Below are 22,710 nucleotides of genomic sequence, written 5' to 3' on the forward strand. Positions count from 1 at the left end.
CTCCAGTTCGTACAGAAATGCAACAATAGAAAAACCGCTGAAACAACGAAAAAAAACTGGTATACTACTTGCCTTTTCCTGCCGGATTGCTTATTATTAAACTGGTTAAGTATAACCGTTTCACAAGAGTGTCTATGACTTTTTTAAAGAAAACCATATTAATTTTAATATTTGGAGTATTTTTCAGCGCATGCTCGAATCAGATGCAGGCTCCGCCGGCTGCGGAAAGCGGGCCGATAACGATGTTTACGCAGGAACAACTTGCGGCGCTGAGCGCTTATTTCGGCATTTCGCTGCGTACACCCGCGTCCGCGGAACAGACGAAAATCGTTCCGGGTGCGGCGAAAAACGGCATACAAGTAACGGCAGCGTCCGTTCTTTCATACGCCGACACGAAAGGAACGGAAAGAGCCGGCAATATCACTGCCCGCCTTTCGGGAACGTACGACGGACGGCAGTTTCAAAACGTACAAGCCGTATTCACCGGGTTTGAGGACGTGTACGGCAGCAACGTCCGGAAAAATCGGGGAACACTGAAATTGAACGCGAAATCGCTGCTCGCCCAATCGAAGAGTATCGACGAGTTCATCGCTGCGGCAAAAGCCTCCCCCGCGACGTACTTGGATACGTTTACGTTCATTCTTGAAAACGGCACGAATATCAACGCGCTCGACATGGGTATCCGCAGTTACACCGTGGAAAACATTCTGTTTGAAAAAACGGACGACGCCGTTCCGTCAGTAAAAGTGAGCGCTCAGTACAAAGTACACTATTTCAGCCGGGAACGGGATAAAGACGAAAGGGCGGAAACCGTAGATAAAGACAGTTTCATTATGAAAATCGCGTATGCCGCGGAAAACCCGAAGTCCGGTGACGAAACACCGCCCGCTGCGCCCGAAATCGTACCGGGAGCAGAATCGCCCGCTGCGCCCGAAATCGTACTGCCCGCTGCTCCGGGAACCGAACCGATAACGGCGTTCACGCAGGAACAGCTTGCGGCGCTGAGCGTCTATTTCGGCATTGCGGTGCGTACCCCCGCGTCCGCGGAACAGACGAAAATCGTTCCGGGTGCGGCGAAAAACGGCATACAGGTAACGGCGGCGACCGTTCTTTCATACGCCGACGCAAAAGGAACGGAAAGAGCCGGCAGTATCACGGCCCGCCTTTCGGGAACGTACGACGGCCGCCCGTTTGAAAGCGTTCAGGCAGTTTTCACCGGGTTTAAGGACGCGTACGGCAGCAACGTACAAAGCAAAAATGCTTTTAAACTGGATTTTACTTCCGCAATAAAAAACGCGCAAAGCATAGACGACTATATTGCCGCAGCGAACGCACGGATCAAAGACTACGTGCAGGAGTTCAGTTTCGGACTGTACAACGGTACGCAGATCGACGCGCTTGCCATAGGCAACCGCAGTTACAGTGTGGAAAACATGCGGCTGACCAAATCTGCGGATACGATTCCCCAGATAAAAATCAGCGCTCAGTATAGCGTGCATTATTTCAGCCGGGAACAGGGCGAAGCGGAAGTAAAAGAGACGGTATCGAAAGATTTTGTCTATTACGATATCAAAACGGAATTTTACGCCAAAAAAGACGTTTTCAACTATATAATAGAAGACGCCGATTTACTGCTGCCCGATTCGTCACTCTATTCCGACAAATACGCGTCGGAATTGTACGCCCGTCACACGTTCGACAAGCAAGCTGTGTGGGATCTTATGTTCAGCAGCGAGACGATAGACAAGTACCGTTCTTTATATCCGGCGTATAAAACGATTATCGTGGCGATACGGGATTTGGGTGCGAACGACATTACGGGAGAACTGCACGTTACGTATTACATTGCGGCAAAAGAAGATATCGACGCCGAAAATTACACCGACGTAAGCGCTGCAAAAACCCGGACGTTTACCGGATTCAAGAAAATCGACAAAACGGCACTTGAAAAAAACCTGTTGCCGGTAGTCTTGCCGGCAGATTTCGATTCAACGAAAAAACTGTTCGCCTACTACGACGCTAAGTTCAAAAAGGGTTTGGAGAACGGTACGTACACGGACGCCGACGCGACGTACGACCTCGGTACAAAGGACCGTTCCGCACCGTATCCCGTTCTCAGGGAAATAAATCAGGGGCTCCAGATAGGCGACGGCGGCGGTACTAAAGACGGCTTTTCAAATAACACGCGAAAAATCACTTTCCGCGGAAAATCGGTTTTTGAAACATTCTCGTCCAATCCGCCGTTTTTGACAAACGGTGAACAGTATATCAGCTACGTCCAAGTACGGCCGGTATCGGTCACGGTCAATCCGACGGTAAAAGCACGCAACCGTAAAGATTATCTGTATCTGTACAATTACGAAGTATCGTTCGATATTCCGGCGGCGCAGTCACCCGGTTCATCCGAAACGGCAACGATAACGCTCGACACGGCGATGCGCAGCGACTGGTAATCGGCTTCTCAAAATCGTACGGCGAAAGGGCTGTCCGCGGGCAGCCCTTTTTTTGACCGTTTTTTTATCTCCGCGCATCCGAGCTTCCGCGTCCCCAGGTTTCTTGCACATTTGTCCGGCTAAATGTAGTATACCACTTGACATATATGACGAATTAAAGTAGTAATAAGTAATAAAACTTAACATAATCTTTTTTGGAGACATCTGTGACTTTTTTAAAGAAAACTATGCTAATTTTAACTATGTGTGTTTTGAGTGCGTGTTCAAACGAAACGCAGTCCTCACCGACGGTTCCGGTAACCGAAAAGGCGGCTGTGAATAAACCGGCTGCCGGCAGCAATACGCCTGCCGCTCCGAAAGCCAATGGCAAACCGTTAACCGCCTTTACCCCGGAACAGACCACCGAATTAGCGGCATATTTCGGCATTTCGCTGAGCGGCATAGCGTCCGCCGAACAAACGAAAATCGTCCCGGGCGCGGTGAAGAACGGCATACAGGTAACGGCGGCGGACGTCCTTTCATACGCCGACACAAAGGGAACGGAAAAAACCGGCAGCGTTACGGCACGGCTTTCCGGAACGTACGGCGGACAGACGTTTGAAAACGTCGAGGTCAGTTTTACCGGTTTTATGGATTTATACGGCAGCAGCGTGCAAAGCGCCGGCAAGTTTACCCTCGATTTTGCCGACGCAATACAATCTGCACAGAATATCGACGCGTATATCACCGCGGCAAACGAACAGCCGCAGAAATATATAAAAGAGTTTTCGTTCGGCTTGGAAAACGGAACGCTGGTCGACGTGCTCGACACAAACAACCGCAGTTACAGTGTGGAAAATATTCAGCTGAAAAAAGCAGCGGATGCGACGCGGATACAGGTCGACGCGCAGTTTCAGGTTCACTATTTCAGCCGCGAACCGGGGAAAGACGAAGCAAAAGAAACAGTTCCGTATGGTTGGCGGTACAGACTTCCAATTGAAACGCCGTATTATACGAAAACGGACGTCCTTAACTACATATTGCAGGATCCTTGGCTGATTCCCGAAAGCGGAAACACGAATTCCCATTATGCATCGGAACTTTACGCCAAGCATAGTTTTGGGAAAACGCTCGGTTGGGGACAGCTGTTTAACAGTGATACAGTTGAATTGTACCAAAAATTATATCCGGCATACGGGAAGCTTTTCGTAGCAATACAGGATATCAGTGCGAACGATCTGACGGGCGAACTGCACGTTACCTACTGCGTCGCCTCGCATGAAGATTCCGAAACACACGGATACCGGGATAGCAGCCAATACGAAACTCGGACTTTTACCGGATTTAAACAGGTTGATGAGAAGGTGCTTTTAGAAACGATTGCTCCGTATATCACGATTTATCCTGATGAGCAGAAAATACTGTACGAAAAATATGACAAAAAATTCAAAGCGGGCATTAAAGCCGGTAACTACCAGATTACCGATACCCAATATAAGCTGGACACCATTATAAATCCGCAACCGGTCGCGCTCGTTCGTGACATAGAAAACGGCATTTTGGTAGGCGACGGCAAAAACAAAGACAATTTTTCAAACAGTAAGCGAAAAATCATGTTCGGCAGCAATCAAAGTACGATTTTCGATATATTTGGTATAGAGCCGCCGTATCTTGCAAACAAAGAACTCTTTATCAATCAGGTCGAAATACAGCATATATCGGTCACTGTGAATCCGACAGAGAAGCGCAATGACGACGATGACTACGTATATCGGCATAACTACGAAGTGTCGTTCTATATTCAATCCTCCCAAACGGTAGGTTCTACACAAACGGACAAATTGACGATTCCGGTGTCCATACCAATCTGGAAATAAGAACAAAACCGGACCAGAAATCTTTTCCGGCAGGGAATCCTTCACACCCTGCCGGAAACTTCCCCCACTTTCGTTGAGAGTTTCTCCCTTACGGAAAGTCCCATCCCTTATGCGGAAAGGCGTTTACCGGTTCCGTGCATTGCAGCGGCCACAGTACTCGCGCCTTGCACGCACAAGCGACCGGGGCAGCCGTTTTTGCTGACCTTTTTTTATACAAAAACTGGTCCAATAGTCCGATTTGTGTGCATGTCCAGATAATCAAAGCAAAACTTATCATGCCCGTTCCTAATTGTGAAACAGTCTGACCGGTAAAAAGCAAAATAAAATTGATTTATTACTCTCAATCATCAATATATCTCACGTTTCCCATCCTAACCAGCTTATTATACATAAAGCAAGTAGGAGTATGATCATTGATAATTCCACACGCTTGAAGGTGAGCATAAACTGTAATTGAACCTAAGTATTTAAAACCACGTTTTTTCAAATCTATACTTATTTTATCCGATAAGTCATTCTTCGTTTCCGGCTGTCCTTGCTGATGTTTCAAATAGATCAAACTCTCATTATTTGAAAAAGACCAAATATAGTGATTAAAACTGCCATATTCCTGAATTATATTTCTAAAAGCAGCGGCATTTCCTATAATAGCTTCTATTTTTCGTCTTGATTTTATCATTCCATCGTGATTCAATATTTCAACAATATCACTTTCCGTATATTGAGAAATTTTTTCAAAATCGAAATCAGAAAAACACTTTTTAAATATTTCCCTTTTATTTAACATCATTGTCCAATTTAAACCGCATTGCATAACTTCCATAGATATAAACTCAAAATGTTTTCTATCATTATGTAAGGGCATTCCCCATTCTTCATCATGGTATTTTTGCACTATGCCATCGTCACAGCACCACTTACACCGCTCCATTTAGCACCTCTTCGCATTTTCCTTTAGTATATCCCGTGAAACAGGCTTTTACAAGTAAACGAAATCGGAACGGATTTATTCAGTTTTATCACATTCTGCCGTCAAGAAATTTGCCAGTTTCCTTGTGGTTAAAGTTCGGAATCATCTCGTTAAAAAGAGCGATAAGCTCGCCGCGCGTCCACTCGCCTTTTGCACGCATTGCTTTTATCATTTCGATGAATATCTCAAGTTTTTTCTGCTCAAAAACCGGCTCGTTCTTTATAACTCCAAGATTTTTAAAGCGATTCATATCAAGATTTTCTTTATCCGTAAAGAATTCTTCAAAATCTTTTTCGCCGGTAGTATCGCTTTTGAAAAAATACACCGGATAGTTTCCAACGGCTTTTAATTCGCTGACCTTAGCACGCGCCTCGTCCTCACTTTCGCACTCATAAGGCTTGTAACCGCGACTTTCAAGATATTTTACCGCTATCTGACTGAATGTAATAAGGTTTAAATCGTAATCAAGCTTAGGAAAGAACACGTCGCGGTTTTCACCGAGCAAACAGCTCATCAGACACAGCTCGCCGGATTCTTTCGGCGTAACAAAATAGCGGCGCACGTCATTCGGCGCCGAAAGAGGCTGATTCTTTTCCAGACGACGGTTGAAGCCGTACAAAAGCGAGCCGTCGCTGAACGCGACATTTGCAAAGCGAGCCGTTGAAACAGGCATCTCAAGAGAACGCCGCATCAAAAACATCTCCATGATACGCTTAGACGCACCCATCATGTTTACCGGATTGGCCGCCTTGTCGGTCGAAACGCAGAAATACTTTTTTGCCTGCATATTGCGTGCCTGACACATCGTTTTATCGGTATTGAATACATTTACATCTATCATCCGCATCAGGGTATACGGGTCTTTTTCCGAGCGTACGTGTTTCAAAGCGGAAAGGTTCAGGACATAGTCGTATCCGCCGTTTTTCTTAATCTGCGCCTGTATAAAGTCGTCGAATATGTCCGAGCCGCAGTCAATGGCGAACGTTGCAAACTCTCCGTCCGAATATCCCATAGACGAACGTATGTCGCGCACCAGCTCAACCATATTGTTCTCGCTTATATCAACCACGTGCAGAAGCCGGGGATTGCGCCTGAAAATCTCTCGGGTAACGGCAGAGCCAATCGAGCCGGCGCCGCCGATTACAAGAAATTTTGACGAAGAAATAATAGAAGAAAGTTCTGCTTCGTGTGCCGCGATGTCCTTTTCAAACAGGGGTGCAGTACGCCCGATAAGGGGAAGAATTGAGTCCATCATATTTGTCCTTAGATTGTGATATTTGATTAAGAATTATTTAGGAAATGATTTGAAAAGAATTGCCAAAAAGTGATTGTAAATGAAATTAAATATACTGCTCAAGTTCAGACGGAACAGGAGGCAAGTCCTTAAAAGCCGTCCGCCACTTTTTTGAAGATGGATTCAGTACAGCTTCTGCTGTCATAAAAATTAATTTGAGGTATAACCACAATGTTTTATGTTGAATATACCAAACCTCAAGTGCCGCTTTGTAAGGTGCAATACTATTCTGATGAAAAGATTTTTTATCTTCAAAGTTCTGTAGAATTTCTTCTTCATTCCTAAAAACAATTGAACCAATTCCAGACAATCCCGGTCTGGATTTTTCCAAAACAACTTTGCAGTTTTCAGGATATCCTTCAAAGTGTTCTCTTACTGTAGGACGATAGCCAATTATACTCATCTGTCCCGCAAAAATATTCAACAACTGAGGCAACTCGTTTATTTTAGTTTTTCGCAGGAATTTTCCCATCGGAAGCATACGTGGATCATTCTTACTGGTATATAAACCTCCGGCAAGATTGGGGGAATCACGAAGCATTGTAGCGAACTTCAACAACTTAAATTCTTTTCTCCCCTTTCCGATTCTTATTTGACTATAAAAAACATCATGCTCGCCGGTGAGTTTAAGCGCAATCATTATAGGAATCATGAATGGCAAAAGGATAATGATGGCAATACCCGAAAAGAGAATATCAAAGAAACGTGTCATGCCGCTCTCCTTCGAAAAAACGGTACAAAGCTTATATACTGTCTTCGCCAGTTTTCTAAACCCACAAATAATTGCAATTCTCCAGAGTCTTTAAGACTATAAAGTTTCACTTCTTCCGATGGAATTTCAATAATATTGTTAGAAACAAGGTTTGCTAAATCCAACTGCAATGCTTTTATCATGCTTATGCCGTTTTCTTCTACTTCTAACAAAGCTTCAAACAAATATCCATTTTTTATAAATATCTGTTCATCAATTTTTTTGTTTCCCATTTTACCCATACCGTTTAATTTAGAAATTTGATCCAGGGAAATTAAAGTCGAGAGCCTCGTCATTAATTCTTTTTCTTTCGGAATCAAAGAACCACCCATATTTGTTAAAATAATAAATTGCTGATTTTAATGTCTGTATGAACATTTTTTTTGACTTATGCGACTCTCTATTCCACTTATGAATAATTGAAACTTCTGGATACATCACCGTTTCATAACAAGATGCAACTCTCCTAGAGATATCTGCATCTTCCATATTCATGAAAATATTTTCATCAAATACCCCAACATTTTCAAAGACAGAAACCCTAAAAACCATGAAACATCCGCTTATATAGGGAACATGAATGACTCTATTGTATCCAGTTTTTCTTAATTCAAATCGTTCATTCATTTTTTCAGCTATCTTTGTCCTTGAAAGAAAGCCTCTTAAAAACATATTTGTAAGTGTTGGCAATAATTTACAAACATACTGTAAAGAACCATCTGTATTTAGAATTTGAGGCATCAATAAGCCAACTCTCACATTTGATTCCATGAAACAGACTATTTTATTTATTATTTCAGAATCAAATTCAATATCAGGGTTCAGAACAAAATGAAAATCTGACTTATTCGTCATAGCTTGTTTTATTGCAATATTATGCCCTGCGCCATAGCCTTTATTAGAATTTAGGAACATATAAAAAATATATTCATTTTCAGATATTTCTTTTGGCAAAGGAAGGGCCGCTGGTGAGTTATCTATAAGATATAATAGTTTATCTGCACTTGGGGCATATGATTTTATAGCGGTTACTAGTTCAGATATATTTGTTTTATAAAGGACGATGCTTGCAGTTATCATATTTATGATTTCTCCCCATCTAGAATTTAAATATTTTTCGTAATAATTTTACATGTCCTAATAGAATTGAAATTATAATTGGAATTGCAACACCAACCACCGTATAGGCAAAACACCAATACCATTCATTTTTCCAAACAGGAAACAATGAAAAAACAATGTGATCAGCAGAATAGATTTTCATTTGTACAAAAGTAATTATTTTAAAGCTTAATATATGCAATGCCAAAATCGGTATGGTATGAGAGCCAATATAAAGTAAAACTTGCACAAAAAATTTTGAGTACATAAGAATCACCTGACTCAAAGACCATAAAAATAGAAAACCAGTGAGAGAAGATACTATAAAAAATAGCGGATTTACAAGATTAACGCTCGCAATAGAAATTCTACCGTATCTAGTCAAAAATAAAAGGATAAAAAAAGTAATCCCCAAGAGAAGAAAAACATTTACTTTTTTCAACAGTTCTAAAAAATTATATTGTTTAATGTATACACCTGCAGCAAAGAGTACTTCAGTACACATTACAATCAAAATAGGCTTAAAAGAAGGATAATGATTTTTTATCAAAAAACCTGTAATTAAAAATAAAACAGAAAAAATAATATGAAATTTTTGAGAGTTTATTTTTTTTAGGAGCCAGTCGATACCTGCATAAAAAACAGTTACATAAAATAGTCCCCCCAAAAACCATAATGCCCCCATAAAAGGGCGCGAATGTATAAAAAAACACATCTTTAAAAGAATTGTCGCTGCTTGTTTTAGAGTTATTAATTTACAAAATCCATCTGGCAAAAGAGGATTTAGTTCAAAGTATAAATGATCATCAGTTAATACCCCCCCCCCTACAAATGCATTCTGTAAACATAAAAATACTATATTATACGCCATATAAGGAATCCATAAGGAATATATTCTTTTACGCATCAAAGTCAAAACGGATTTAAAGCTTTCAGAATATTTTTCGTTATAGCAAAAACCTGCTGCAATATAAAAAGCTGACACATGGAAAAGATAAACAAACTTATTACAAAATGGGTCGTAAGTATGTCCAAGAACTACAAAGATTATACTTATTGCTTTTATGATATCTATTTCTTTATAATGAGAAGGTAACGTACAACTTTTTTCAATTTTATTTTGAAAAACAAATCTTTCGTTCATTTTTAATTCTCCAACATATCAAGCCTAACTTTATGCTTTCCGCTAACAAAAGAATTAGATAAAAATGTTTTTACTATTTCACGAGCTGTTATAAATCCAATAATCTGAGCTCCCATACACAATACATTTGCATCATTATGCTGGCGAGTAAGTTCCGCAGATTTTATATCAGAGCAAGCAGCAGCACGAATCCCTTTTACTTTATTCGCGGCAATACTCATTCCTATTCCAGTTCCACATAGAAGGATTCCAAAATCAACTTCTTTTGAAACAACTTTATGACAAACTGCTTTCGCATAAATAGGGTAATCAACAGACTCCAATGAAAAGGCTCCTACATCTTCACATCCATACCCATGCTCAACAAGCCATACTTTTAACTTTTCTTTATATTCAAATCCTGCATGATCACAGCCTATTGCAACTTTCATGAATACAATTCCTCCTCTGAAAAAGTCATTAATGCTTTGCATAACGAGATATCTTCTTTTTTTGTAATTTTGATGTTATTAGTAAAACCTTTTGAAAAATATACAGTTTTTCCGTAATAAATTAGAACTAAATCCGCATAAATAAAATCATGCTTATTGTCGTTCTCTGCTTTTTCATATAAATTCAAAATATCATCATATTTATAAGTCTGTGGAGTTTGAATTCTCATGATGGAACTTCTATCCAGTTGTTTTTGACCAGATAATCCATCATCTGTATAAATGACAGTTTCATAGCAAGGGATAGCTAAAGAGGCATTTCCTTTTTCATGTGCAACTTTCAGCATGTCGTTAATTGCCGCCTGAGGTAAAATAGGCCGAGCTGCATCATGGATTACAATAAAATCCTCAGAACTAAGAATTGAATGCAGCGCAAAGATTCCATTTCTCGTAGAATCATGACCCGTTTCTCCTCCTTCAACAATGCCTATGATTTTTGAAATTTTATACTCCAAAAGTATTTCTTTGAGATGCGGAATCCAATCTTTAAGGCACACGATAATAATACCGTCGATATTCAGATTTCTTTCAAAATTTTCTAAAGTATGAATAATTACCGGTTTATCATTTACATATAGAAACTGCTTAGGCGTAGTTCCTCCTAATCGAGAACCTACGCCGCCGGCGAGAATAATCGCATAATTTTTCATATTAATTCTCTATATCAATTTCCAACAAAGTACTGATAAAAAGTTTCATATACTTTCTATCCCAAATTGTTACACGCAAAAAACCTGCACTATCACCCTTACCACAAAAAATAAGAATGTTTTGCTTTTTCAATTCTTCTGTAATATATTCAGCCGTTTTATGTTTTGGTCTTATACAAATAAAACAGCCTTCCGTAGGAATATACGAATATGCAGCCTCGTCCAAAGCTTTCAACAAAGCTTTTTTACCATCTTTAAATTTTTTCTGCAAATCGCCATATAATCTGTCAAAATTATCAACAATTGTTTCCCCAAATGTTAATGCAACATTATTAACAGTATAATGAGGCTTATAATTTTTAACATATTGAATATTTTTTTGGTTTGAAATAACTGCTCCCATCCTAAGGCCAGGAATTGAAAGAAATTTAGAAAAAGTACGAAGTATTATAAGATTATCATATCTATCGATTAAATTAATTGAGCTTTTTTCATAAAAATAATGGTATGCTTCATCTATTATAACCATAGCATTAACTTCTTTTGCTTTTTCTATTACACGAATAATATCCTCTTGTAGATAAACATTTCCAATCGGCATGTTTGGATTTACCAAAGAAATAAGACTAGTCCTTTCATCAATTCTTTTAATAAGTTCATCAATATTAAAAGTATAATCATCTTTGTAATGTACAAATTCAGTTTCCATTTGTTGCATATCGGCATACACTTTATACATTCCGAATGTCGGGGTTACACACAGCAGTTTTTTTCTAGATTCACCGAAAACTTTTACTACGTATCCCATTGCAACAACAGATCCATCTGTAAGTGTAATATTTTCATATTTAAGTCCAAGCAAATGCGCATATTTAGCTGTAAACTCTATTTCTTCTGGATACAGGGATAGATATGACGGGGTTATACGCTTTATTGCCTTTTTAAATAGCCATTTTGGAAGCCCATCCGGATTTTCATTTTGATCAAGTCGAATATAACCACCTCTATTTTCCGGTTGATTCGTCCGAATGAAATCTTTAATAACAGGATTGATATAATACATAATGTATTTACTCCTTGAATTTATAAAATTAGGGTTGATTAACAAAAACAGATACACGTTTATATTCATAAAATGAGAAAAAATTATAGCTAATCAAATTGAGATGTTATTTTATGATAGCGTTTTTTATTAGATTTATTGTAACTTCACATGCATGTCCTTCTTCAAAACTGCCGCATTCTTCATGATGAAGTTTTATATCTTTCTTGTATTTTTCATAATCAAAAGTTAATATCAAATTAACCATTTCATCGTTATTCCGAGCTATTGGATACGGCCATTTTTTACTTGGCATGTAAAATCCATGTTCTCTTTCATATTCATCAATATCATCAGCATAAAGAAAGCATGGTTTTTTAGTTAACGAATAATCCCACATCAAAGATGAATAATCGGTTATCAGAACATCTGCAGAATACAACAATTCTTGAATATCCGGATAGGCTGTAAGATTTATTACATTGCTTATATCTAATTCAACATCTTTTAATTTTGGATGCAGTCTAATACCAAATTGCCAATTATAATCTCCGAAACGCTTCTTTATCGCTTTTATAGTTCGTTCCATATCTAAATCGGAAACATGATATTTCTTTGAATCTGTAAAATCTTTTGGATCAGTTCTAAAAGTAGGAGCAAATAAGATAAGTTTTGAATTCAAATCAATGCTACAGTAATCAAATACCCTTTTTCTGATTGACACATCATTTTTGAAAAAAATATCATTACGCGGCATCCCCGATGAAATACAAGCAGCTTCATTAAACAACATTGCTTTTGCTTCTATATCTGTAAAATATTTACAACTAGAAAGAATAAACTTTGTATTCTTTCTGTGCATTCTCATTTCTTTTTCATACCATTTGTTATGGTACAATGCATTCCCAGTTTTTTTATACGGACCGCCACCGTGCCATGTACTAATTGCAAATTGCCCTCTTTTGAAGGGTAAATAAGAAATTCCACCAGCATTAGTGATAACAACAGAACTTGTCAAAATATAATAAAAAAATAAAAGAGTATTTTTCTTTACAGCAATACACCCCTCACCAACAGAGAAAGCTAATTCATGTACAGGAAAAATAACTTCATAATCATTAATTTTCTGATCACGAAGGTATTGATTAAGATATTTCATGCTATCACCATATGTATAGGACATATCATTAAGCAAAGTAATCCGATTTTTTTTTACGGGAAAAATCCAATATATATGCAAGATAAAATGAATTATTTGTTTTATTAAATAGTGGATAAAAGACATATAGAACCTCGATTTATGTTAAATATTTTTTTAGCTCCTCAAAAGTGTTTGGAAGCATATAAATATCTTTATGTGCAAGAAATATTTTTCGTTCAATAAAATCCAAAAGATACTTGTAATAATCGTTATAGAAACTTTTGTCATATAGATGAATTAATGAAATAACTTTATTTTTCAAACCAAAATATATGTAAGGACTTACAATAGCCGTTGAAAAAATACTTATTAAAACTTTATTATTTAATTGTTCCGGCTCTAAGCAATAAATTTCCCATGGTATAGAAAGATTTGTATTTATATGGTATCCGTTCTGTATGTAATATTCTATTGAGCTCCTTGGATGTACTTTCACTAATAAATTTTCTTTACCAACACATTCCGCAACTAATGCAAGCAGTTCTTTGTCATTTCCATACAGACCATCTGCATCACCAGCTCCATCAAAATAAATATATTTTTCTTTTATAAAATTATTTTCAGTACAACCAAATATCTGCTTAAAAAGCAAAGCATTATCAGAGTTGCTATTTAGTAATGATATTTGCTTTCTTGGGAATGGAACTTCATAATCTGCAATTTCAGGTCTATATAAATACTGGAAATTTACTTTATTAATTAAATAATTTATTCCAAAAAGTTCTTTTAATAATTGATTTGGATTTAACCGAAAAAGAACTTTCTGAAACCAATTTTTTTTCCAAAATAAACCATGCGTAGAATATGATGCAGTTCCTTCGTCTATCCATGCAAACTCACATTTCTTATTTTTACGAATTTGTTTAGCTACAAAATTATTGAGCCAATTTTTCCCCCCAAAAAAAATTCTGTCATATATTTTTTTTGTATCATATTGAGCTTTTAATCTTTTTCTATATTTATTTAATTCATATATTTTACATAATAAGTTCTTTTGTAGAAAAACAGTTGTTTTGTAATCCTCATTTACAAGATATACATTCTCAAAAAAATTAGATTTTCTTATATTTTCTATAAGTATTTCACAATTTCTTATTTCATCAGTAATCAGTAAATCTCTTTTTTCATTTTGATAGTCTGAAGAAATTACGTTTATCATATTAAGAAGCTGTAAAGGTGTATTACAAATACAAAGTATCCTTTTATTTTCCATTAATTTCATATCTCCAAATTTGTTTTGTATTTATCAATGGAATAAGCATACACAGAACAAAAAGTTTTACAAAATGAGCATCAAATATCGTAAACAAACGATTACGAGGAAGCATTGCAAAATTTAAAATCACTAAAAATAAAAACGGTATATATTTATTTCTTATGTTTAAATTTGTAAAATCACAAAATGCAATAAATATTGCCAATATAATCCCCCAAAAAATTATTCCAAAAAATCCACCGCAATCATATGCTTCTGCAATAAAAGCACCACCATAGCCTTTCCCAGCAAAATGTGCACTCGGCGAAATAGAATACATTACAACTTGTGAAATATCATTATATTTTTCAACAGAAACAACAGTTTGTCCTTTTGATGGATAAAGGAAATAATTTAAATATGAAAAAAAAGGGGAAAAAATAAAAGGATAGTTATGATATGGTAAATCACCTTCTATAATTTTCATAGGAACACACCGTGAAGTTGTTTGAGAATACAATACATCACTAACTAAATCCAAGACCCTCACATCAGAACTCGATACGTCCGAATTATGACCATATAAGTTCCGTATCGTTCCTAAAAGATATGTAAAAGAAATAATAAAAACAAAAAGAGAAATTAGAGTTCTTATTCTTATTTTTTTTGAGTACTTCTTGAAATACCAATATAGAAGCCCTACAAGCGGACCTAACACTATGCCTCGTTGACCTTTCATTCCACTAAAAATCATGATAAAGAAAACAAGAACTGAATAAATAATAAATTTATTTTTAGACGGATTTGAAGCAACAAAAAGACTATATCCAGTTATAAATAAGAGATTTGCCCCTGCTGTCCAAATCGGATATTTTATTAAACTCAAATCTCCCGTAAATACAGTAAGATATCCATATTTTTGAACATATATTAATTGTATATATAATTTTACAATACTTGGTAAAAGAAAAATAAGCATAATGCCTATACCTACTTTTTCATAATTCAGTTGATGTTTTACAATTTGTAAATCTTTTAACCGTTTTTTATTAATAAGACAATATGTAATATGCATTACATAAGTCAACAGAATACAACAAAAAATAAATTTTACTCCTACACTGATATCTATGAAATGCCGTATAGGAAAAGTCTGCATAAGGAAGTCCTTGCTTTTATCAAACAAAGAAAACCAAAAACAATTATATAAAAAAAAGGTACTTGTATATAAAAAAATTGAATATAACGACATTATTCCAAAATAACGTATTGCATACACAACCGTAATAGTAAATATAAAAAGAAAACCTGTCATTAAAGCGTAAATATTATCATCAAAGAATACATAAAAAAATAAACTTAGCAAAAAGATAATAGGCATTCCAACTAAATATAGTTGAAATGCTAAATTTTGATTTTTTTGCAATTTCATACCAATAGAAATCCTACTATTTCCCGAATTACACCCTCTCCACCCTTTGCAGAAAGCTCACATACACTACATACAGCCTTTACCGTTTCCGCCGCATCTGCCGGGCAAAAAGCAAAGCCAACATGCTCTAAAAGTTCAATATCGTTCACATCGTCACCAACAAACGCTACCTCAGAAAGACTTATTCCTAAATTCCGACAAATCTCTTGGGCAGCTTCAAGCTTTCCGCCGTTTCTTTTTCCCTGCTTCAGAAAATCTATATTCAGTTTTTTTGCCCGGTATTCCACCATTTTCGTATTCTCACTTGTAATTATGGCTGTCTTTATGCCATGTTCTCGCAAAAGTTGAAAAGCCATACCGTCACGAGTATTAAATTTTTTGAGTTCATCGCCATTTTCACTGTAATACATACCGCCATCTGTTAAAACTCCGTCCACATCGGAAATAAGAAGTTTTATTTTGGAGTAATCTGAAGTTTGCTTAACAAGTACATGTCGGCGCATAAGATTTTCCAACACAATCCAGTCATCCGGTTCATCAATTTCCGTTGCGGTGTATTCCGGCATTTCATAAATACCGATTTTCCCAGAAAGACGATTTCTAAATTTTTTAATATTTGCAACAGAATTGATGTAGAAAGCTCCATTTTCCATAAACATACCGTCAAAGTTTTGTCTTCTAGGACGATTCATATACTCATAATTCTTAGAAGTACCGTCATCATTCCAAAAAAAACGGTAGTTACGAATACATGTCAAAATCGAATCAAATTTGCGGGAATTATAAAGTTCCAAACCGCCTTCAAAATGCAGTGTTTCCGTAAGTGGAGAGGTTGCCTGCACAAGCATAAAAGTCGTGTCATCAGAAAGTGCAACAGCTTCAATATATTCAAGCATAACACTTTCTGTGCTTGCAGTGTCACAAGCATTTTCTGCTTTTCTGTCATAAAGTTCAACTTTTGAAAAACCGAAACTTGCGACTGATTCTTTTATCTGCAAAGAATCAGTTGCAACAACAATCTTGTTTACAGAAGATGTCGCTTGCAAAGCAGCCACATTCCAATATACCAAAGGCTTACCACAGAACAGTTTTATATTTTTTAACGGAATCGATTTACTACCGCCGCGAACCGGAATAAAAGCTATCGTCATTTATTATACTAATCCCATTTTATAGAGTTTTTCTTGAGTTTATTGCGCTGTGCTTTCTCAATCTCAAGCACATCTTCTTTCTTGTATGTCAGTGCTTTGTACACTGCACGACAGTCGCGAGCCAGTTTTCGGACACCATCTGGTTCAAGACTCGCTGCATGGTCTGTACCTTTCCATGTACGATCAAGGGTATAATGACGTTCAATATATTCTGCACCTAAAGCAATAGCAGCAGAATCAACGGCTATACCAAGATGATGACCGGAAAATCCTATCGCCTTTACCCGTTTTTCAAACTGCTGTCGTAGACGCGTAATTTCCAACAAACAAATATCTTCAAAAGGAACAGGATAACCTGATGTACAAGAATAAATAACTAAATCTTTTGCTCTCTTTTTATCCTCAAAAAACAGTACGATTTGTTCTTCTTCATCTTTTGAAGTCATCCCGAATGACAAATGAATCTCACCACCAAAATTATCACAAAGATATTCCAAAACAGGTTTATTCAAATTTATTGCCGATGGAATTTTTATAAGCTTTGGTTGCAAAGTTGTAATTTCTTTTGCACTAGTCAAATCCCACACTGATGTAGAATACTCAATTCCAAATTCATTGCACCATACCTTGAGCTGCTTATGCTGCTCAAGAGTAAACTCCAAAAATTCCCGATGTTCACCGTAGGCCTTACCGTAAGAATTTTCAGGATGGGGATGAGGCGCATTAAATTCTTCAGGTGTAAGCAATTCGCGGTTGCAACGTTTTTGAAATTTAACACAGTCTGCTTTACAATATGTAGCAGCTGTTACAATAAGCTCTTTGGCGATATCCATATCTCCTTTATGGTTACAGCCAATTTCAGCAATAATTTTTGGTTGATTCATTTGCTATCTCCTATTGATGTAAATTTTATTTTTAAGTTGCCTTGAAAGTTCCATAAAAGTCTTATCACGCATAAAAAAAAGTAACATGCCATAAATGCACATTCCGCTCAAGACAGCACAGAATGTTCTAATAATTAAATGAAACTTAATTGTGTTTATAAAAAATACAACAACAGTCATAATCAAAGATGCAAAAACATAATGCACAAGAGGTTTTATAGCAACTATAAAGATAGATTTTTTTATAGCTACAATTAAGTAAAAAATTGTAATTGAAGTTTCTGCAATTACACTGGCAACTGCCACTCCCAAAACTCCTAACTTCTTAATAAACATTACACTTAACACAATATTTACAGCAGCACCAACAAGCATTGCATATAACGAAATCTTTTCCTTTCCTAGTGGAAGAAAGATTTGATTACCAAAAAAGCTACTTAATGAAATTGCAAGTATTAAAAGAGACAAGACCTTCATTACGGGAACAGCTGGCAAAAAGAGATTGCCACTGATAAGCAATATGATATTTTCGCTCAAAACAAAAAGTCCTGCGGACATGGGGAACGCAAACATCATTGTTACTGCAAAACTTCTTCCGGATAAATCTTTAAAAGACTTAAAATCTTGTTTTTCTATGTAAAAAGAAAGCCGCGGCAACATAACCGCAGTAACACTAGTTATTAATGACACAACAATCCGTGTCATTTTATTTGCTGATTCATAATAACCGACCTGCCTATCATCTGTAAAAAAACCAAGAAGAGTTGTATCAATAGATACATATAAACTTGCTGCTATCCTCATTCCAAAAAGAATGAATACAGATTTTAAATGCTGTAATATTTCAAGTTTTACAGGAAACCGCCATAATACATATTTTCGGGAATGACACAAATTGCAGATATTCGCCCCAATATTTGCAAAGACACTTATTAGTGCATATTTTGCAGTATCACTAGGTTGCTTAACAAGAACAAACAGTAAGATAAGACTTATAAGCTGAAAAACAAATTGTCTTATTGTTATATATGCATATTGTTCCAAACCGCTATACAACCATTCAACGCCCAAAGTTGTAAATAGTATTGTAGCTGAATAAATTATAAGAAGTTCCCTATAGCTATTAAATTTTGGTATAAAAACAAAGGCAATTCCTAATAGTATATAAGCAATAACCGTTGGTATAAGATTCAGTAAAAAAAGCTCTTTAGTTACTTTTGCAAGTTTTTCTTCATTATCCCGTTTTTTTGCAGTTTCTCTAATTCCATAAGTTCCTATACCTAAGCCAGCAATCATAACAAAGTATGATATAATACTGGCTGAAAACTGGACCTTACCGATACCTTCCGGTTGTAAGATTCTGGTAGCATACGGAAATGTTATTAATGGAAATATTATTGACAATAATGTCCGTACCATATTTAGAAATGCATTGCGCTTTATAGAATTGTGAGTGATCATTGATTATTTAGTTATTCCATTATTTTATAGTTTGTAATCTATTAGGAAATAATTCATTATATTTAGTATTTGCCCTTTTTACGGCAGCATACGTTTCTTTTTTCTTCTTCGCAAGTTTCACTCGATCATACCGCAAACTTTACTTGCTATCCGCTTCAACTCGGAGACACGCTGCAACATAGTGGAACTGTATCACTCTCCGTTATAGACCATCTTATCACACCAGCCTATCAGAATCCTTCGGATAGGCTATTCAAAGGATTCCCTCTAGCCTATGCAGATATTTTTGTGTAGTTTTTACTAAAAAAATCACGCCGCGTTTTTTCACCGGCTTATGGAATTTCAGTTTCCTGTGACAACAGCGACACGCTTCCAACAGGACGTCCCCGCCCTCTAACAGGAATATGTTTTTTCTAACGACTATCGTTGTAACAGCTAGTCCGTTTTGCAAGTAAATTTGTAAGTAACCGCAAAAATCTCATTTAAAGACACCTTCTCCGTTGAAGACGAAACAGTCGTTCCGTCCTCCCTGAAAAAAGATGATCGCCGGCCGGTGTGCGTGCTTGAACCAAGCTCCGCTCCTGAACCAACTGTCTTTAAATGGTACCGTCCGGCTTCCGTACTTCCTCGTATGTAAGCCCGACGACCTTTACTCCGTTCATAAAGTCAATTTCTATATTAAGCCGCTTATTGCGGCGGTTTACCGCAACAACACGCCCGGAAAAATCCTTGAACGGAGCATTCATAATCACTATGCGGTCACCCTTATCAAACGTAACCGGAACGATTCCGACTGTGCTTCCAAACTGCAATATCTTCCGCACAATCTCGGAATCACTTTGCTCAAGCGGATGCACTTCGCTTGACGAAGGCAGAAACCGCAGGAATCCTTTTCCCGCAGAAAAACACCTGAGTTTCGCCGCGTCAGACTCCTCCGTTTCAAGGAATACATACCCCGGAAAAAAACTCTCGAAGTATTCCCTGCCGCTTTTAAGCCTCATACGCTTTTTCAGTATGTGAAGCCTGCCGCACAGAACGCGCTCATCGCCCTCAACAAAAGTCAGAACGCTCTGTCTGAACTTTTCCTCCATACCGGTACGCACGGATATGCAGTAGAACGTCATTCTCCGCCCTCCGCGCGTCCGTTCAGACCGGAACACCTGCACTTTCCGCCCATCTAGCTTCCCCGATTATGCTCCGCAAAAGAAACCGCCCGATACTCATGCACCACGCTGCACGCAAAGCGCGCGTTCCTGTCTGCCGCCGTAAAATCGAGCATCGTGTCTGCTGCGCCAAGCGATTCCGTAAAAGCCGCGGTGTACACACCGCTTCCGTCTGCTCCAAGAACAGGCCGCTCGCCGCCGATGCCCGCTGTGCACCCTGACAGCCACAGACTGCCTTTTATCCGGCCGAGCGCCTCATCGCCTAAAATGCGAGCAGCAGCAAGCAGCTGCCCGTTCGTACGGCAGACGCCCTCCGCGTTTATGGCGGAGACGGCCGCGTCTGCATCAAAATCAACCGCATCCCAAACCGGAGCTTCGGCAGCATCATCCGAAACCAAGTTTTCGCACGCATCGAATACGGCGACCTGATTTTCACATGTTTCTTCTATATATATGCGTTTAATCTCAGTAGCGCCGACGGTAAATCCGTCCGCGGTCAGCCGGTCGTGTCCGTTTCCGCAGAAATACAGGAACAGAAAATCCGTGCCGCTTTCGGCAATGCGGCGCAGAATCAGTTTGAGCATTGAAACATTGACGCCCGCAGGCAGTATGAAGATTTCCTTGTCTGCCCATGCGCCGCCGACAAAACTTTTGAGAAAGGTGTACATGTCGCATAGTGATTTCTGCCGGAAATCTTCTTTTTCACTGCAGCCGGCAAGAACGGCGTAACGTGTCAAAATACGATATAATCTCCCTTAAAATAACGTAATTACGATACAATGCATTTTATAATACATCGTAATAACGATAATGTCAATCAAACGGTATCGTAATTATGTTATCAATACTATATGAACAGTTTTGCAGAGCGTTTAAAATCTGAAATCGAATATTCGGGAATGCTTCAAAAAGAAATTGCTTACAAGGCAGGAATAAAAAAACGGGCGTTGGATATGTATATAGGTGCGCAGGAATCCATGCCTCCTGCTGATGTGGCGGTAAGGCTGGCGAAAGTACTTAATGTAACGGTGGAATATCTTGTTACAGGTGAAACGCATCCGCATCCTATCGTCACCAATTTTTCCCGTTTGGAAAAAGATTTGTCAGCCCTTTCTCCTGAAATAGCAGAATCAATAGAAAATCTGGTTCATAAAATTGCAGGAAAGCAGTTGATGTGATAAAACTGATTCCATATCAATACGATTCCTGTCGATTTTCCCTAAAAATACCGATTTTTTTCTGAAAACTCAGCCGATTCTTGCCTGAAAACTCAGCCGATTCGGCCAATCCGAGGCAAATTCGCGTCATTTTCTCCCATAATATATATGCCGAGTGAGCGGTACCGATTATCGGAAATCGCAGCTATTCGCAGAGCCTAGGCCAGTCGCTAAGCCGCGGCCGACGCTTTCGGCCGACACGGCCGGTTGCCAGAACTGCTGCCACCCACCGGCGGCAACCGGCACCGTCCGCTCGGAGCGGCTTTATACAGGAGAGACCATGAACGCAGATTTTCCCCGCTGGGAAGACGTTACCATCACCAACGACTTCTTCTTCGCCTACTCGATGCTTCACGACACCGAACTGTGCCGTCTCCTTCTGCGCACCCTGCTCAAGCTGGACGCAAAGGAAATCACCTACGTCAATACGCAGGAAACCCTCGCCGCCGCCCCCGGCTCCAAAAGCGTCCGCCTCGACGTGCTGCTCGAAACCACCGGTGAAATCGTCAACGTCGAAATGCAGACGACCTCCGAGCCGAACCTGTTCAAGCGGATCCGCTATTACCAAAGCTCCATCGACATCGGCACCGCCCAGAGGGGCGCCGATTACGACGATCTGAAAAAGCTGTACGTCCTGTTCATCTGCACGAAGGATCCGTTCGGCGAGGGTCTGCCGCGTTACACGCTCAGGACCGTCTGCGACGAGCACACTGCGCTCGACGTTCGGGACGAACGGTTTGCCGTCGTTTACAATGCCTCAGCGTATGAAAACGAGCTTGATTCTGAAACGGCGGCCATGTTACACTACATAGCGGAAGGCGGAACGGACACGGAGACGGCGAAGAGCTTTGCCGAGCGGGTGTTCAAGCTGAAAACCGACGGTGCCGCCAAGGGGGCGTTCATGAAGTACGAAATAGAAATCAAACGCATCCGTAAGGAAGGCTTCGCCGAGGGCGAATCCCTCGGTTTTGCAGCGGGCCGTAATGAGGGCTTTGCTGAAGGCGAATCGAGCGGTATTGCTAAGGGCGAAATACGCGGCATGGAGAAAGGCAGAATCAGCGGTATTGCGGAAGGTGAAACACGAGGCATGGAGAAAGAAAAATATGCTACGGCCGGCAATCTCCTGTCTATGGGCGTACTTACGCCGGAGCAGATTGCCGCCGCGACTGAACTTCCGCTGGAAACCGTGCAGGAACTTGCTTGCCGGGAAAGGTAGCCGCAGCTTTTACGAACTCTGCGTCCGTTTTCTAAACC

21 protein-coding genes are annotated in these 22,710 nt (G+C 38.8%); 4 read left to right on the forward strand and 17 right to left on the reverse strand.

The features are described 5' to 3' along the window. The first annotated feature begins 203 nt into the window (after window positions 1–203). Together TREBR_RS08380 and TREBR_RS08385 are read left to right on the forward strand one after the other, a co-directional pair. A complete protein-coding gene (locus TREBR_RS08380; RefSeq protein WP_041610385.1) occupies window positions 204–2,453 on the forward strand; it encodes a hypothetical protein in 2,250 nt (749 codons plus the stop codon). 242 nt (window positions 2,454–2,695) lie between these two features. Next, complete coding sequence (locus TREBR_RS08385; protein ID WP_041610386.1) at window positions 2,696–4,309, forward strand: hypothetical protein; 1,614 nt, start codon at window positions 2,696–2,698, stop codon at window positions 4,307–4,309. A 340-nt stretch (window positions 4,310–4,649) separates the two neighbouring features. Here the strand turns inward: TREBR_RS08385 and TREBR_RS08390 are convergent, their stop codons facing one another. The 17 genes from TREBR_RS08390 to TREBR_RS08470 all read right to left on the reverse strand — a co-directional run bounded on the left by TREBR_RS08390 (window position 4,650) and on the right by TREBR_RS08470 (window position 20,976). Then, window positions 4,650–5,240 (reverse strand): DNA-3-methyladenine glycosylase I, encoded by a 591-nt coding sequence (locus TREBR_RS08390; protein ID WP_013758758.1) that lies wholly within the window; start codon window positions 5,238–5,240, stop codon window positions 4,650–4,652. 88 nt (window positions 5,241–5,328) lie between these two features. Next, window positions 5,329–6,534 (reverse strand): UDP-N-acetylglucosamine 4,6-dehydratase, encoded by a 1,206-nt coding sequence (locus tag TREBR_RS08395; RefSeq protein ID WP_013758759.1) that lies wholly within the window; start codon window positions 6,532–6,534, stop codon window positions 5,329–5,331. Window positions 6,535–6,619: 85 nt separating this feature from the next. Further along, window positions 6,620–7,285: a sugar transferase gene (locus tag TREBR_RS08400; RefSeq protein WP_013758760.1), complete on the reverse strand. Its 666-nt coding sequence runs from the start codon at window positions 7,283–7,285 to the stop codon at window positions 6,620–6,622. Continuing rightward, a complete protein-coding gene (locus tag TREBR_RS08405; protein WP_156786637.1) occupies window positions 7,282–7,656 on the reverse strand; it encodes a hypothetical protein in 375 nt (124 codons plus the stop codon). The genes TREBR_RS08400 and TREBR_RS08405 overlap by 4 nt, the downstream gene beginning before the upstream one ends. Then, a complete protein-coding gene (locus tag TREBR_RS08410; RefSeq protein ID WP_013758762.1) occupies window positions 7,577–8,404 on the reverse strand; it encodes a glycosyltransferase family 2 protein in 828 nt (275 codons plus the stop codon). Before TREBR_RS08410 ends, TREBR_RS08405 begins: the two co-directional genes overlap by 80 nt. A 19-nt stretch (window positions 8,405–8,423) precedes the next feature. Beyond that, entirely contained in the window at window positions 8,424–9,569 is a 1,146-nt protein-coding gene (locus TREBR_RS08415) for an acyltransferase family protein (protein ID WP_013758763.1), read from the reverse strand. A 2-nt stretch (window positions 9,570–9,571) separates the two neighbouring features. Continuing rightward, window positions 9,572–10,000, reverse strand: a complete 429-nt coding sequence (rpiB, locus tag TREBR_RS08420) for a ribose 5-phosphate isomerase B (RefSeq protein ID WP_013758764.1) — start codon at window positions 9,998–10,000, stop codon at window positions 9,572–9,574. Beyond that, window positions 9,997–10,710, reverse strand: coding sequence for an IspD/TarI family cytidylyltransferase (locus tag TREBR_RS08425; RefSeq protein ID WP_013758765.1), 714 nt, complete (start codon window positions 10,708–10,710; stop codon window positions 9,997–9,999). The genes rpiB and TREBR_RS08425 overlap by 4 nt, the downstream gene beginning before the upstream one ends. Before the next feature lies 1 nt (window position 10,711). Beyond that, window positions 10,712–11,773: a pyridoxal phosphate-dependent aminotransferase gene (locus tag TREBR_RS08430; RefSeq protein WP_013758766.1), complete on the reverse strand. Its 1,062-nt coding sequence runs from the start codon at window positions 11,771–11,773 to the stop codon at window positions 10,712–10,714. A 106-nt stretch (window positions 11,774–11,879) separates the two neighbouring features. Next, complete coding sequence (locus tag TREBR_RS08435; RefSeq protein WP_013758767.1) at window positions 11,880–13,037, reverse strand: CDP-glycerol--poly(glycerophosphate) glycerophosphotransferase; 1,158 nt, start codon at window positions 13,035–13,037, stop codon at window positions 11,880–11,882. 13 nt (window positions 13,038–13,050) lie between these two features. Continuing rightward, the gene (locus TREBR_RS08440; protein ID WP_156786638.1) at window positions 13,051–14,175 is read right to left on the reverse strand and encodes a polysialyltransferase family glycosyltransferase; all 1,125 of its coding nucleotides are present in this window, start codon (window positions 14,173–14,175) and stop codon (window positions 13,051–13,053) included. Beyond that, window positions 14,156–15,580 (reverse strand): O-antigen polysaccharide polymerase Wzy, encoded by a 1,425-nt coding sequence (gene wzy / locus TREBR_RS08445; protein WP_013758769.1) that lies wholly within the window; start codon window positions 15,578–15,580, stop codon window positions 14,156–14,158. The genes TREBR_RS08440 and wzy overlap by 20 nt, the downstream gene beginning before the upstream one ends. Continuing rightward, entirely contained in the window at window positions 15,577–16,731 is a 1,155-nt protein-coding gene (locus TREBR_RS08450; protein WP_013758770.1) for an acylneuraminate cytidylyltransferase, read from the reverse strand. The genes wzy and TREBR_RS08450 overlap by 4 nt, the downstream gene beginning before the upstream one ends. A gap of 8 nt (window positions 16,732–16,739) precedes the next feature. Then, the gene (locus TREBR_RS08455) at window positions 16,740–17,615 is read right to left on the reverse strand and encodes an N-acetylneuraminate synthase family protein (RefSeq protein ID WP_013758771.1); all 876 of its coding nucleotides are present in this window, start codon (window positions 17,613–17,615) and stop codon (window positions 16,740–16,742) included. Between the two features lie 3 nt (window positions 17,616–17,618). Then, window positions 17,619–19,076: a flippase gene (locus TREBR_RS08460; RefSeq protein ID WP_013758772.1), complete on the reverse strand. Its 1,458-nt coding sequence runs from the start codon at window positions 19,074–19,076 to the stop codon at window positions 17,619–17,621. 596 nt (window positions 19,077–19,672) lie between these two features. After that, window positions 19,673–20,200 (reverse strand): transcription termination/antitermination protein NusG, encoded by a 528-nt coding sequence (nusG, locus tag TREBR_RS08465; RefSeq protein WP_013758773.1) that lies wholly within the window; start codon window positions 20,198–20,200, stop codon window positions 19,673–19,675. Between the two features lie 53 nt (window positions 20,201–20,253). Further along, entirely contained in the window at window positions 20,254–20,976 is a 723-nt protein-coding gene (locus TREBR_RS08470) for a hypothetical protein (RefSeq protein ID WP_013758774.1), read from the reverse strand. 114 nt (window positions 20,977–21,090) lie between these two features. Between TREBR_RS08470 and TREBR_RS08475 the strand changes: the two genes are divergently transcribed. Together TREBR_RS08475 and TREBR_RS13695 are read left to right on the forward strand one after the other, a co-directional pair. Further along, window positions 21,091–21,417: a helix-turn-helix domain-containing protein gene (locus TREBR_RS08475; RefSeq protein WP_013758775.1), complete on the forward strand. Its 327-nt coding sequence runs from the start codon at window positions 21,091–21,093 to the stop codon at window positions 21,415–21,417. 319 nt (window positions 21,418–21,736) lie between these two features. After that, on the forward strand, window positions 21,737–22,672 hold the full coding sequence (locus TREBR_RS13695) for an Rpn family recombination-promoting nuclease/putative transposase (RefSeq protein ID WP_013758776.1): 936 nt from the start codon (window positions 21,737–21,739) through the stop codon (window positions 22,670–22,672). The last annotated feature ends 38 nt before the right edge of the window (window positions 22,673–22,710 follow it).

The sequence above is a fragment of the Treponema brennaborense DSM 12168 genome, from assembly GCF_000212415.1.
Lineage (GTDB): Bacteria > Spirochaetota > Spirochaetia > Treponematales > Treponemataceae > Treponema_F > Treponema_F brennaborense.

Bases quoted from the DNA above. Each gene is read 5' to 3' on its own strand.
- TREBR_RS08395 (WP_013758759.1), bottom strand. From the start codon at position 6,534: ATGATGGACTCAATTCTTCCCCTTATCGGGCGTACTGCACCCCTGTTT.
- TREBR_RS08410 (WP_013758762.1), bottom strand. From the start codon at position 8,404: ATGATAACTGCAAGCATCGTCCTTTATAAAACAAATATATCTGAACTA.
- rpiB (WP_013758764.1), bottom strand. From the start codon at position 10,000: ATGAAAGTTGCAATAGGCTGTGATCATGCAGGATTTGAATATAAAGAA.
- TREBR_RS08385 (WP_041610386.1), top strand. From the start codon at position 2,696: ATGTGTGTTTTGAGTGCGTGTTCAAACGAAACGCAGTCCTCACCGACG.
- TREBR_RS08435 (WP_013758767.1), bottom strand. From the start codon at position 13,037: ATGTCTTTTATCCACTATTTAATAAAACAAATAATTCATTTTATCTTG.
- TREBR_RS08400 (WP_013758760.1), bottom strand. From the start codon at position 7,285: ATGACACGTTTCTTTGATATTCTCTTTTCGGGTATTGCCATCATTATC.
- TREBR_RS08440 (WP_156786638.1), bottom strand. From the start codon at position 14,175: ATGAAATTAATGGAAAATAAAAGGATACTTTGTATTTGTAATACACCT.
- TREBR_RS08455 (WP_013758771.1), bottom strand. From the start codon at position 17,615: ATGAATCAACCAAAAATTATTGCTGAAATTGGCTGTAACCATAAAGGA.
- TREBR_RS08405 (WP_156786637.1), bottom strand. From the start codon at position 7,656: ATGGGTGGTTCTTTGATTCCGAAAGAAAAAGAATTAATGACGAGGCTC.
- TREBR_RS08380 (WP_041610385.1), top strand. From the start codon at position 204: ATGCAGGCTCCGCCGGCTGCGGAAAGCGGGCCGATAACGATGTTTACG.
- TREBR_RS08390 (WP_013758758.1), bottom strand. From the start codon at position 5,240: ATGGAGCGGTGTAAGTGGTGCTGTGACGATGGCATAGTGCAAAAATAC.
- TREBR_RS08415 (WP_013758763.1), bottom strand. From the start codon at position 9,569: ATGAACGAAAGATTTGTTTTTCAAAATAAAATTGAAAAAAGTTGTACG.
- TREBR_RS13695 (WP_013758776.1), top strand. From the start codon at position 21,737: ATGAACGCAGATTTTCCCCGCTGGGAAGACGTTACCATCACCAACGAC.
- TREBR_RS08450 (WP_013758770.1), bottom strand. From the start codon at position 16,731: ATGACGATAGCTTTTATTCCGGTTCGCGGCGGTAGTAAATCGATTCCG.
- TREBR_RS08460 (WP_013758772.1), bottom strand. From the start codon at position 19,076: ATGATCACTCACAATTCTATAAAGCGCAATGCATTTCTAAATATGGTA.
- TREBR_RS08475 (WP_013758775.1), top strand. From the start codon at position 21,091: ATGAACAGTTTTGCAGAGCGTTTAAAATCTGAAATCGAATATTCGGGA.
- wzy (WP_013758769.1), bottom strand. From the start codon at position 15,580: ATGAAATTGCAAAAAAATCAAAATTTAGCATTTCAACTATATTTAGTT.
- TREBR_RS08430 (WP_013758766.1), bottom strand. From the start codon at position 11,773: ATGTATTATATCAATCCTGTTATTAAAGATTTCATTCGGACGAATCAA.
- nusG (WP_013758773.1), bottom strand. From the start codon at position 20,200: ATGACGTTCTACTGCATATCCGTGCGTACCGGTATGGAGGAAAAGTTC.
- TREBR_RS08425 (WP_013758765.1), bottom strand. From the start codon at position 10,710: ATGAAAAATTATGCGATTATTCTCGCCGGCGGCGTAGGTTCTCGATTA.